Source organism: Rhizobium sp. SEMIA4064 (assembly GCF_003025035.1).
Classification (GTDB): domain Bacteria; phylum Pseudomonadota; class Alphaproteobacteria; order Rhizobiales; family Rhizobiaceae; genus Rhizobium; species Rhizobium paranaense.
This window is the reverse complement of the sequence record NZ_PYJN01000018.1, coordinates 95,072-106,898: the sequence shown is the minus strand read 5'-3', so window position 1 is coordinate 106,898 and position 11,827 is coordinate 95,072. Positions and strand designations below refer to the sequence as shown.

Below are 11,827 nucleotides of genomic sequence, written 5' to 3'. Positions count from 1 at the left end.
TCGTTTCTCTATGATGCTTGCGCCACAGGGGTAAGGTGATCAGCTCGCGGTCCCGCAAGCGCCTTCATCAGGTCGTTCGGATGCTGCGGCCGGTGGAACAGGTAGCCCTGACCGTAGTCGAGCCCCATGGCGCGCAGGGTAGCGCACTCTTCCTCGGTCTCGATGCCTTCTGCAATCACGGTGCAGTTCATCTTGTGCGACAAGGTCGTGATGCTTTCGACCAGCATACGGCTCTTGAGACTGACATCCGAGGCAATGTCGTTGATCGCGCGGATGAAGGATTGGTCGATCTTGATGATGTCGACCGGGAAGCGGTTGATGTAGCTCAGCGAAGAGTAGCCGGTGCCAAAGTCGTCGAGCGCGATGCGGCAGCCGTAGCGGCAGATCTCGTTGATGACCGTGCGTGTCTCCGGATTGTCGTCCATGAGCACGGCTTCGGTGATTTCGACGACGATGCGTTCGGGGCGGATATCGTAGCGGGACAGCAGGGCCGCGATGCGCATCGGCAGTCCGGACTCGAATTGCAGCGGCGAGAAATTGATGGCGAGATAGGTGTCCTGCATGCCGTCGAGGCGCGAGAGACGGGCAAAGTGGGAGATCGCCTTTTCCATGACGCGATTGCCGATGCGCACGATCGAGCCGGTCTCCTCGGCAACGTCGATGATCCGTGCCGGCGGCAGGATGCCCTTCTGCGGGTGATGCAGGCGCATCAGCGCTTCGAAGCCGGCGATGGAGCGATCATCGATATTGACGATCGGCTGAAGATGCGCCTCGAACCAGTCGTCGCTCAGGCCGCTTTCGATATGGCTTTCCAGCTCGGCGCGGCGGCGGGAATCGTCCAGCATGCTGTTGTCGAAGATCTGCGCGCCGTTCTTGCCGTCGCGCTTTTTCGCATACATCGCGATGTCGGATTTCAGCAGCAGTTCTGCGGCGTTGGCGGCATGACGCGGGTAGATGGCGATGCCGATGCTGGCGCTGAGGCGGGCGTCGCCACCGAAAGGCGTGTCGAAGACCTCCGCGATCCGGGCGGCCATGTCGATCGCTCTCTTCTCGGCATCTTCGGCGAGCAGCAGGATGGCGAATTCGTCGCCGCCGAGGCGGGCGGCAATATCACCCGGGACCAATCGCGACTGCATGCGCGAAACCAGCTCGCGGAGCGCTGCGTCACCGGCGGCATGGCCCATATTGTCGTTGATCCATTTGAAGCGGTCGAGATCGACGAAGAGGCAGGCGAGTTCGCGCTTGCGCAGATCCGCCTCGTTGATCTTGGCATCGAGCGCCGTTTCGAAACCCTGACGGTTCAAAAGGCCGGTCAGATGGTCGGTGATCGCCTGGCGGAGGTTGCGGTCTTCGGACTGCTTGAGGTCGGTGACGTCGGTCATGACCGAGAGCGAAACACCATCCTGGATCGCCGTGGTTTCGAGGATCAGCACGTCCATGATCCGGTCATCCCGGCACAGGAATTTAACCGTAACGTCGAGACGGGCGGCGCTGTCCAAACGGCTGCGTTTGCGTTCGGTATATTTCTCGCGCGATTCCGGCAGGACCAAGCTTGCGAATTTACGTCCCAGCACCTCGGAGCGGGCATAGCCGGTCGCGGCGAGCCAATAATCGCTGACGGCGGCGATGTAATCGTCCTTGTCGAGCGAAAAGAGCATGGCCGGCGTCAGGTTATAGGTGTCCGTTGCGCGGCGGTGGGCAAGCTTCAGTTCGGTTTCCTCACGCTCCAGCTTGCTCTGCATGTCGTTGAAGCTGCTGGCGAGGCGGCCCATTTCGTCGTTCGACTGCCAATCCACATGATGGCGCGAGCCGAGCCGCCGGGTCGCTTCGACGGCGTGGGTCAGCCGCATCAGCGGCTGGATGATGAAGATGCGGTTGCCGATGAGGGCCGCGCCAAAGACGGTCAGCACGGCGAAGATGAAGATCGAGATGAAAACGATCTCCTCATTCTTCAAGCCGTCGAAGAGGCCGAGCGCGGGGTAATAGACGGTAATGGTGCCGAGATTTTTCGGGCCGTCCACACCGTTGTAGATGATCGGGCGGGCGATGGACTCCAGCAGGCCCTTGTAGGACCTCGGGATGGTCGTCTGCGTAACATCGAGCTGGCCGGAGACGTCGCGGACATTGACCTTGACGATCGCACCCTCGGCGACCGTCGTCGCGCTGATCTGAGTGACGCTGTCTTCATCGAGGTCCCACAGCGGCTTTGCCAGCGCCTGGGCATTGGCGACGAGCAGGACGGAGATATGGTCTTTGATTTCCTTTTCGGCGCGTTCGGACGAAAGGAAGAGGAACAGCACGAAGAGCGGCGCGACGAAAACCAGCAGCGCGCCGCAGACGATCGCGAAAAACCTGTTTTCGACGGAATGACTCATAGTTCCGCTTGCTCCCCAGTCGTAGACCGGCTGATCTTGGGGTTGGCCGTTCTCTACAACTCTTTCGCGTAAACTTTCACGAATTTGTTAAATGTTGCTGAAAAACCGGGGAGTTAATGGATTTAAATCGAGTATTAATTTCAAAAACGAATAGATTTCTTTTTGCTTTTATTAGAAGTTATACATGAAAAACCCGCCATCCCCAGAGGGGAGGCGGGTCTGAATGCGTCACGATGAAGATGCCGATTAAGCGCCGGCTTCTTCTTCGCCAGCTTCTTCTTCTGCAAGACCGGCAGCCGGAGCGACGATCGTTGCGATCGTGAAGTCGCGGTCGGCGATGACCGGGGACACGCCCTTCGGCAGCGTAATATCCGAAATGTGGATGCTGGCGCCGCCCTTGTGACCGGACAGATCAACAGTGAAGAATTCGGGGATCGCATCGGCCGGGCAATGGACTTCGACTTCGTGGCGAACGATGTTCAGCACGCCGCCAGCCTTGAGGCCCGGGGACTTTTCATGGTTTTCGAAGTGAACCGGGATTTCAACGGTCACCTGGGTGTTGCCGGAGACGCGCAGGAAATCGACGTGGACCGTGAAGTCGCGGACCGGATCGAGCTGGTAGTCCTTCGGCAGAACCTTGATCTTCTTGCCGTCGACGTCGATCGTCGCGATCGTGGTGAGGAAACCACCGGCATGAATGCGCTTCGTCACCTCATTGGTGTTGAGAGCGATCGAAATAGGGGCCTGCTTGTCACCATAGATGACAGCGGGAATGAAACCGTTGCGGCGAAGTTCACGGGCGGACCCCTTACCAACCCGTTCGCGCGCCTCGGCCTTGAGCTCGTAGCTTTCGTGGCTCATGGCTATTCCTTTCGAGGTTATTTGGAGAGTTCATCCGTTCATCAGAACCGGTTGAACTGGAGGAGGGCAAGCCCTACCTCATCCGCGTTGCCTCCAAGGGTGTCTACGCGGACGCGTGGCGTATAATACAAAGATGCCGACGGTGCAAGCATCTCCGGAGAAAGCGCATCTGTGATGACAATGCAACTCATGATAAAGAGCCGACGATGCTATTTCTATCAATGGCTTGACATATACGTTCGGCCTCTTCAACAGTCGACTCCAATCGATCAGCGTCAAAGGGAGAGGTCGGGTATGGGCCCCAAGGCTATCGCCGCCGCCGCAGTTTTTTCCATCGGTCTCGCTGGCGTTTCGCAGGCGGCTGAAGTCAACGAGCAGGGCGCAAAGGAACTGCGCGGTATCCTGACGCATTCGCTCTCGCGGGATCTCGCCCGCAGCGGTTTTGTCGCCGTCAAACCGGCCGGCGATCAGTATGAGATTACCTACGATCTCGCGAAATTCTTCGACAAGGTCAATTCCAGCGCGCTTTCCGTTACCGGCCTGAAGCCGCTGTCGCTGTTCGCGCAGCCGCTGGATCAAGGCAGATGGCATCTGAAGGGCGACAACAGCATCGACGTCTCGGTTCATTCGCCGGCGTCGGACATAACCTATTCGGTCGCATCCAGCTCGCTTGACGGCATTTTCGACCCGTCGATCGAGATGATGCGGTCGATCGATGTGAAGAGCAACGGTGCCAAGTTTTCCAGCATCGGCAGCGGTAAAAATAGCGGGCGCAAGGTGGATGCCACCATCGACAGCGCGTCCTTCAGCCATGCGGTGACCGACAGCAGCGAGACCGGCAAGGTGGACCTGCAATCGCAGGGCATGCTGCAGCATCTCAACGAGCAGATCACGGCACCCGGCGCGCCATCCGTCGGCCTGAGCGCCGATAGCGTCGATGTCAAAGTGACCGCAACGAGCTTGCCGGCGAAGGAGTTGCGTGAGCTCATCCGCTTCTTCGTCCAGCATGTGAAGGCAAAACAGTTATCGGAGAGCGGCAGCGAAAAGTTCGAGGAGCTGGTGCGCCGCGCCTTGCCGGGATTCGGTTCGCTGAACGAGACGGTGACGCTGAACAACGCAGAGGTATCGACCGACAAAGGGAAGGTCGGCCTCAAGACGTTGGACTACAGTTTCAAGATGGATGGTCTGACAAAGGCCTCCAACATCAATTTCGGCTTGCGGGCGGAGCATTTCACACCGGATGCCGGCCTTATTCCGCCGGCCTACGCGCCTTTCCTGCCGGAAACGGTCGATGTGCAGCTCGGAATTCCCAACGTCAATTTCGAAGGGATCATCGACACGGTTCTGGACGCAGTGTCGACGCGTGCAACGCCGGTTTCCGGCGAAGCATTGAAGCGCACCATGTTCCCGAGCGGTTACGGGACCCTCGAATTCCCGAGGATCAGCGCGGCTTCCGGCGTCTATGACCTCGAGGTCTCCGGCGCGTTGAAGGGCTCCACGAAGCACCATCCAAGCTATTCGCTGCAGGCGACGGTCCTCGCGCGCAATTTCGACAAGACGGTTGCTGCCATTCAGGATGCAGCAAAGACGGACCCGCAACTGAACGGCGTTTCCTTCAGCCTGATGGCCGCCAAGGGCTTTGCCAAGACCGATCCGGATGGCCGCCTGCGCTGGGATGTCACGATGGACGAAAACCGGACCGTCACGGTGAACGGGCAGGTGATGAAGGGGCTTTGAGGCCACGTCCAGCTTGGGCGCCAGCGCGCATGCACCGTCATCATTCAATTGAGAATCACGTTTAGGGTTTTCCCGCTTTCAAATTGTTTTTCCTAGTATCACGGGGGTGAATTATGCGTTTTAGAACAGTTGCCGCTGCCGCGGCTTTTGCCGTCGGCTTGGCCGGCGCCTCGCAGGCGGCTGACGTCAATGAGCAGGGGGCCAAGGACCTGCTCGGCAACCTGACGCATTTCCTGCCCGACGATCTCGTTAAAAGCGGCTTTGTGACTGTGACGCCGGCGAGCGGTCACTACGAAATCACCTATGACCTGCAGAAGCTCTTCGACAAATTGAATATCAGCGGTTTCGACGTTGCGGGGCTCAAGCCGCTGATGGCCCTTGCCACGCCGCAGGACGGCGGCCTTTGGAACATCGAGGGGAACAATGCGATCGACGTCACGGCCCGTTCGAAGCCCGGCAGCAGCCCGGATGTCGCGCTCCGTTATGCGGTGGCATCATCCAGTTTCTCCGGCGTCTTCGACCCTGCCATCCACTATGTTCGTTCGATGGACGTGAAGGGCAACGGCATTACGCTTGCCACCAAGACCACCGACACCAACGGTGTCGAGAACAACGATATCACGATCGATGGTATCAACTACGCGCTCTCCTCATCCAGCAGCGGCGAGCCGGATAAGCTCGACCTTCAGATGATGGGGGGCCTGCAATCCTTCCACGATAAGGTTTCTTCCGATGACGCAACTTTGGGCGAATTCAAGATCGGAGCGATCGATTTCAGGGCCAATGCGACCAAGCTGCCGCTTAAGGCGCTGAACGAGATCTTGCGCTTCGTTTCCGACCACAAGGACACGAAAACCCTGTCTGACAGCGAAAGTGCGGCGCTCAAGGCATTGCTGCGGAACGCGATGCCGCTGGTCGGCTCGCTTGAAGAGTCTGTCTCCGCCAAGGATATTTCCGTGACGACTCCGCTCGGCAACGGCGGACTGCAGCAGATGGGCTACTCGTTCAAGATCGCGGGGCCGGCTAATGCGATGAATGCCGATTTCGGCATGCGGGCCGAGAAGCTTACCCTGGCCTCCGGCCTGGTGCCTCAGGATTATGTCGCCTTCATTCCCGATGCCGCCGAACTGCAGATGCAGTTCCCCAACCTGAATTTTTCCGCCCTGATGGATGTTCTGCAGCAGACCGATTTCAACAATTCTGCGGGAACGGCATCCATGGATGAAAAGTTGCAGCAGGCGATGTTCCCGGACGGAACGATGACGATCAATTTCCCGAAAATCAGTGCGGTCTCAGGCCTCTATGACATCCAGGCTTCCGGCAGCATGCGCGGCTGGTTGAACGACAAGGATCGTGTCTCCATGACGATGACGGTGCTTGCGCGCGATCTCGACAAGACCATCGCAGCCGTCCAAGACGCGGCGAAAACGGAGCCGGACCTCAGCCAATTGTCCTTCGGCCTGATGATGGCCAAGGGGTTTGCAAAGACCGATCCCGACGGGCGCGCGCGTTGGGACGTCAGCATCGCCGACGACGAGTCCATAACGATCAACGGGCAAGCCATCAAATAAGCCGCCCAAATTTCAGAATGCCACTATGTTTGTCTTGAAGCCGCTGGCCCAACGCTCGATTTCGCTTTTGTGGGCCGGTCAGGTTTTGGCGGCGACCGGATCCGAGTTCTACATGGTCGCCGTCGTCTGGATTGCGGCGGATTTCATCGGCCGTGATGCGGGTTACGTTTCCGCCTTGCAATCGGGGGCGCTTCTCTTCGGCAGCCTGTTCGGTGGCATTCTAACGGATCGCTGGCGGCACAGCACGACGATGATCTCGGCCGACGTGCTGCGTACGCTTCTATTGCTGGTGCTATCCGTCACCGGCCTCATGCATTTCATGAGCTTGCCATTGTTGATGGTGCTCGCCGGGTGCATTGCCTTGCTGACGGCCGCCTTCGATCCGTCGCTCCAGGCAACGTTGCCCACCATCGCGGTCGATCCCGATATTCGTCATGCGACCAATGGATTGTTCGACGCGACGAGGCGCATGGCCCGTATCCTCGGGCCGAGCATGATTGCGCTGGTCAACGGCTTCCTGCCGAAATCGCAGTTCTTCACGGTGACGGCGGCGACTTTCCTGCTTTCGGCTCTCGCGGTGTGGCTGGCCGTCGCCAAATTGCCGTCCGCGCCGCGGCGTCGCGATTTCTCGGGAACGGCGGCGGTGATCGACGGCGTGTTGGGCGGCTGGCGGATGGCGCGGGGCCATGCCGCCATACTCTATGGGCTGTTTACGAACCTGATGGGGAATATCGCCTGGGCGATGGGCATTTTGCTCGGAATGCTGCTGCACCTGCGTGAGACCAGCGCCGATCCCTTGACGGATTACAGTCTGATGATGACGGCTTACGGCGTTGGCAATCTGACGACCAATTTGATCCTCAGCAGTGTCAAACCGCGTCGACCGGTGGTGTGGATCATTGCGGCGAAGCTTATTTTTGGCGCCGGCGTCTTTCTGCTGCCGCTGATGCATGACCGGATATGGCTGATGGTCGTCGCATCTCTCGCCGCCATCAATGGCCCGTTCGAGAACCTCGCCATGCTGCACCTGATGCAGACGCGCAGCGAGCCGCATCGATTGGCGCAGGTCTATCGCTTGCTGATGTGCGCGATCTTCCTCGGCCTTTTCCTGGCCTATCTCATGTCGCCCAGCCTATTTGCCTGGTTCGGCATCGGCCCATCGATTATGGGTGCCGGTGCGGCGGTCTTTGTCTCCGGGCTTATTGGCATAGGATTGCTCGCCTGGAGGCAAAGCCATCCAGTCGATGCGAAACCCGCATGAGAAAATCCGGTGGCCTTTAGTCGAACAGGCTCGAAACCGATTCTTCCTGGCTGGTACGATTAATGGCTTCGCCGATAAGGCTTGCAGTGGTGATGACGCGGATATTGGGCGCCGATTGCACGGCGGTCGTCGGCTGAATGGAATCAGTGATCACCAGTTCCTTCAGTTTCGAGTTTGCCACGCGGGTCACGGCGCCGCCGGAGAGAACGCCGTGGGTGATATAGGCGGTGACGCTTGCCGCGCCTTGTGCGAGCAGGGCATCGGCTGCGTTGCAGAGCGTGCCGCCGGAATCGACGATATCGTCGATCAGGATGCAATCCTTGCCGGCCACTTCGCCGATGATGTTCATCACTTCGGATTCGCCCGGGCGGTCGCGGCGTTTGTCCACGATCGCCAACAGACAGTCGAGGCGTTTAGCGAGCGCACGGGCGCGCACGACACCGCCGACGTCAGGGGAGACAACCATGACATTGCTGATGTCGTAATTGGCCTTGATGTCACGGGTCAGCACCGGAATCGCATAGAGATTGTCGGTCGGGATATCGAAGAAGCCCTGGATCTGGCCTGCGTGCAGGTCGAGGGTGAGAACGCGGTCGGCGCCTGCCTCGGTGATCAGATTGGCTACCAGCTTGGCCGAGATCGGCGTGCGCCCCGAGGCGCGGCGATCCTGGCGGGCATAGCCGAAATAGGGGATGACTGCCGTTATGCGCCGCGCCGACGAGCGGCGCATCGCATCGATCATGATCAGCAGTTCCATGAGATGATCGTTGGTCGGAAACGAGGTCGGCTGGACGACGAAAACATCCTCGCCACGCACGTTTTCCTGAATTTCAACGAAAATTTCCTGGTCCGCGAAACGCCGGACACTGGCCTTTCCCAAGGGAACGTTGAGATAATTGCAGATCGCTTCGGCGAGATGCCGGTTCGAATTCCCTGCGAAAACCTTCATTGTGGCCCGCCTATTACCAACCTGATAGCCGCGCTTTTAACCGCCTTGCTCTCGAATGCAAGGGGCTAGAGTGCGATAGCTTTCATATTTCTGAAAAGCTTGTGGCTATCCACGGCGAGAGTCGCGCCAAGAATTGAATTCCGACATGGTTTCAGTGGCGATTTTTTGCATGACGGAGGGCGGGATGGCGGCCCACGGATCGCCACGCTTCAGCGGCGCGCTTTCCGATCCCTGGATTCGGTGCAGGCGGGCACCACTGTTGTCGAGAACGTCCCAGACATAGGTCACGGAAATCTGCGGCCCGTCCTGGAAGGCCGAGAGATAGCCCTTCAGGATAAAGCTCGCGCTGGAATCGCTGGAGCTCTTGATCGTCAGGCCGAGCGCGCGGGCCTCTGCGCCAAGCTGACGCGACAGCGGTGTTACTGCCTCAACCGGGGCGCCGATGATCGGCAGGAAGCGGACGCTGTTTCTATCCGTCGCTGCGGCAGGGGGACGGGAGGCTTGCTGTTGTTGCTGTTGTTCAGGCTGCTGATCGTCCTGCTGGTCTTCAGCCGCTTGTTGCCGCTGCGGCTGTGGCTGAGGATCATCGGAGAGGCGGCGGTCGGCCTCGCGCTGCTCGTCGGTTTCCGAAGCCTGCGAATCCTGTGACTGGATGGAGGCGGTCCGCGAGCCGTCGAGCGGGCGGGAGGCATAGGGATTGCGGCCGCCGCTTCTCAGCGCAGCCGCCTGATCGTCGAGCGAGCCACCGCCGCCATAGTTTTGCGACTGATATCCCTGCTGCTGATAGCCCTGCCGCTGATAGCTGTAGCTGTCCTGCGCGGTTTCATAGTTCTGCTGGCGTTGCGGCGCGGCGGCCATGCGCTCGACATCGCGCTGGGTGACGGGGCTGGAGCCGGCATCGCCGATCGTCTCGGGCGGGGTCAGGGCATCCGTCGTGTTGCAGGCGGCGAGCGCGAAGCAGAAGCCAACGGAAACAAACGTTGTCCTGACCAGTCCCATTTACGCGATCCCTTCCTTAGACGGTCACCCCGTTCAGGATCGCTATTTTAAGCCGCTAACGGTTAAGAAATTCGAGCTGGTGACGCGACAAAGATTTTGGAGCCTGAGAGGTCGTCAGGTAGGTCTGGCCGAGCGTCATCGCGGTGCCGGTGTCGGAGTCCATGATGATCATGTGGATGAAGAGCGACATGCCTTCTTCGATCTCCTGCGGATTGCCGATATGGAACATCTGGTGCTCCATCCAGGAGGGCGAGAAGCGGGCGCCGAGCGAGTAGCCGCAGGCATTCAGCCTGTGGCGGGCAAGGCCGCGCTCGTCCATGATCTTGGCATGCATATCGAAGACGTCGCCGAAGGTATGGCCAGGCTTCAGCACCGTTTCGATCGCCTGAATGGTCTCGAGGCAGGCATTGTAGAGTTCGCGGTGGCGGTGCGTGGGGTCGCCAATGACGACCGTGCGCATCATGGCGGCGTGGTAATGGGCATAGGTGCCAGCCCATTCGAGGGTCAACTGGTCATGGGCATCCAGCTTGCGGCGGCCGGCCTTGTAGCGGCAGAGCAGGGCCTCTGCGCCGGAGCCGATGATGAATTCATTGGCGGGATAATCGCCGCCGCCTGAAAAAATCGCGCCCTGCATGGCGGCGAGAATGTCGGCCTCATCGGCGCCGGGCTTGATCAAGGCAAGCGCTGCGTCCAGCGCATCATCGGCGAGCGCGGCGGCGCGCTCGACATAGGCAATTTCCGTCGGGCTTTTGACGAGGCGCAGCCGGCTGACGAGGTAGGAGGCGTCGATGATCTGGCCGAAGGTGGAAATCTGGTTGTCAAGCAAGCGCGCCACGCGGCCAGTCATGCCATGGGTGTCGTATTCGACGCCGATGCGGCTGCCGAGGAGATCGAGCTCGACCAGCAATTCCTTGAGATCGAGCGTCGGATCGGCGTTGACGCGATCAACCCAGATGCGGATGTCGGAAATGACCGATGTGAGCTGTGCCTGGCGAAGGTCGGCCGAGCGGGTCAGCAGCACCATCGTGCCGTCAGCCTTGACCACCAGCGTCTGGAAGAAGCAGTAGCCAAAGGTGTCGTAGCCGGTCAGCCAGTACATGCTTTCCTGCGCGAAGAGCAGCATGGCGTCGAGTTTTTCCTCCTGCATTTTTGCAAGAAGGCGGGCTAGGCGGGCGTCGAATTCGCTGCGCTCGAAATGCAGGGCCATTTTAGAACGTCTCCTCGATGGCAATGGCGGAAATCTGCCGGCCGTAATCCGGCTCCTTCGCGTGCGTGGTGCGGCGATAGGAGAAGAAGCGGTCGGGATCGGGATAGGTACAGAGATTGAGGTTTTCGGCGATCACGCCGGCCTTGCGCAGGCGGTCGATCGTCAGATTTGGCAGGTTGAACATCGCATGACCGGTCCGCTCGGACGGAATGAAGTACTTGGCATAGCTTGGATCGTGGCTGACGAAACGATCCACGAATTCCGGGCCGACCTCGTAGCTCGCCTGGCTGATCGAGGGGCCAAGGCAGGCCATAATCGTCTCCCGCTTGGCGCCAAGCGCAAGCATGGCTTCGATGGTGTTTTCCAGGACGCCTGTCAGTGCGCCCTTCCAGCCGGCATGGGCGGCACCGATCACCCGGTTTGCAGGATCGGCGAAGAGGATCGGCCCGCAATCGGCGGCGAGCACGCCGAGCACAATCCCCGGCGTCGCCGTCACCATGGCGTCGGCTTGCGGGCGAGTGCCGTCATAGTTCGCGTCGACTGCAATCACGTCGGGCGAATGGATTTGATGTACGGTTGCAAGCCGTTCCAACGGCAGGCCGAACCAGGCGGCGACGCGACGACGATTTTCCTGGACATGCTCCCGACTGTCGTTGGAACCGAGGCCGACATTCAATCCGCGATAAAGGCCCTCTGAAACGCCGCCGTCACGGGTGAAATAACCGTGACGGATGCCGGCGCTCTTGGCGGCGCTCAGCAGCGTGCTTTCGATCGGAGTCGGCAATGCTGCGTCCCTTGATATGTTCTTTCGTGCTGGAAATAACGCTTCTGTGGCGAAGCGGTTCGATTTGAGGGGGATGTTGGCCC

At 59.6% G+C, this 11,827-nt stretch carries 9 protein-coding genes; 3 read left to right on the top strand and 6 right to left on the bottom strand.

All coding sequences use genetic code 11. The annotated features are described in order from the left end of the window. Window positions 1–8 precede the first annotated feature (8 nt). Both C9E91_RS12750 and C9E91_RS12745 read right to left on the bottom strand, forming a co-directional pair. Window positions 9–2,375, bottom strand: a complete 2,367-nt coding sequence (locus tag C9E91_RS12750) for an EAL domain-containing protein (protein ID WP_107108655.1) — start codon at window positions 2,373–2,375, stop codon at window positions 9–11. A 246-nt stretch (window positions 2,376–2,621) separates the two neighbouring features. After that, window positions 2,622–3,236, bottom strand: a complete 615-nt coding sequence (locus tag C9E91_RS12745) for a 50S ribosomal protein L25/general stress protein Ctc (protein WP_107108654.1) — start codon at window positions 3,234–3,236, stop codon at window positions 2,622–2,624. A 294-nt stretch (window positions 3,237–3,530) separates the two neighbouring features. Here C9E91_RS12745 and C9E91_RS12740 point away from each other — a divergent pair, with 294 nt between their 5' ends. From C9E91_RS12740 to C9E91_RS12730, 3 genes are all read left to right on the top strand, one after another. Further along, window positions 3,531–4,973, top strand: coding sequence for a hypothetical protein (locus C9E91_RS12740; protein WP_107108653.1), 1,443 nt, complete (start codon window positions 3,531–3,533; stop codon window positions 4,971–4,973). Window positions 4,974–5,086: 113 nt separating this feature from the next. Continuing rightward, window positions 5,087–6,544 (top strand): hypothetical protein, encoded by a 1,458-nt coding sequence (locus C9E91_RS12735; RefSeq protein ID WP_107108652.1) that lies wholly within the window; start codon window positions 5,087–5,089, stop codon window positions 6,542–6,544. 25 nt (window positions 6,545–6,569) lie between these two features. Beyond that, window positions 6,570–7,805, top strand: coding sequence for an MFS transporter (locus tag C9E91_RS12730; RefSeq protein WP_107108651.1), 1,236 nt, complete (start codon window positions 6,570–6,572; stop codon window positions 7,803–7,805). A 16-nt stretch (window positions 7,806–7,821) separates the two neighbouring features. On the opposite strand, the gene C9E91_RS12725 is transcribed toward C9E91_RS12730, so the two are convergent. The 4 genes from C9E91_RS12725 to pgeF all read right to left on the bottom strand — a co-directional run bounded on the left by C9E91_RS12725 (window position 7,822) and on the right by pgeF (window position 11,744). Continuing rightward, window positions 7,822–8,754 carry a ribose-phosphate pyrophosphokinase gene (locus C9E91_RS12725; protein WP_028751659.1) on the bottom strand — a complete coding sequence of 311 codons (933 nt, stop codon included), beginning with the start codon at window positions 8,752–8,754 and terminating at the stop codon, window positions 7,822–7,824. 105 nt (window positions 8,755–8,859) lie between these two features. Next, complete coding sequence (locus C9E91_RS12720; protein ID WP_107108650.1) at window positions 8,860–9,753, bottom strand: hypothetical protein; 894 nt, start codon at window positions 9,751–9,753, stop codon at window positions 8,860–8,862. A 55-nt stretch (window positions 9,754–9,808) separates the two neighbouring features. Beyond that, window positions 9,809–10,960 (bottom strand): M24 family metallopeptidase, encoded by a 1,152-nt coding sequence (locus C9E91_RS12715; protein WP_107108649.1) that lies wholly within the window; start codon window positions 10,958–10,960, stop codon window positions 9,809–9,811. Window position 10,961: 1 nt separating this feature from the next. Then, window positions 10,962–11,744 (bottom strand): peptidoglycan editing factor PgeF, encoded by a 783-nt coding sequence (gene pgeF, locus C9E91_RS12710; RefSeq protein WP_107108648.1) that lies wholly within the window; start codon window positions 11,742–11,744, stop codon window positions 10,962–10,964. Window positions 11,745–11,827: the final 83 nt, after the last annotated feature.

Bases quoted from the DNA above. Each gene is read 5' to 3' on its own strand.
- C9E91_RS12750 (WP_107108655.1), bottom strand. From the start codon at position 2,375: ATGAGTCATTCCGTCGAAAACAGGTTTTTCGCGATCGTCTGCGGCGCG.
- C9E91_RS12745 (WP_107108654.1), bottom strand. From the start codon at position 3,236: ATGAGCCACGAAAGCTACGAGCTCAAGGCCGAGGCGCGCGAACGGGTT.
- C9E91_RS12740 (WP_107108653.1), top strand. From the start codon at position 3,531: ATGGGCCCCAAGGCTATCGCCGCCGCCGCAGTTTTTTCCATCGGTCTC.
- C9E91_RS12735 (WP_107108652.1), top strand. From the start codon at position 5,087: ATGCGTTTTAGAACAGTTGCCGCTGCCGCGGCTTTTGCCGTCGGCTTG.
- C9E91_RS12730 (WP_107108651.1), top strand. From the start codon at position 6,570: ATGTTTGTCTTGAAGCCGCTGGCCCAACGCTCGATTTCGCTTTTGTGG.
- C9E91_RS12725 (WP_028751659.1), bottom strand. From the start codon at position 8,754: ATGAAGGTTTTCGCAGGGAATTCGAACCGGCATCTCGCCGAAGCGATC.
- C9E91_RS12720 (WP_107108650.1), bottom strand. From the start codon at position 9,753: ATGGGACTGGTCAGGACAACGTTTGTTTCCGTTGGCTTCTGCTTCGCG.
- C9E91_RS12715 (WP_107108649.1), bottom strand. From the start codon at position 10,960: ATGGCCCTGCATTTCGAGCGCAGCGAATTCGACGCCCGCCTAGCCCGC.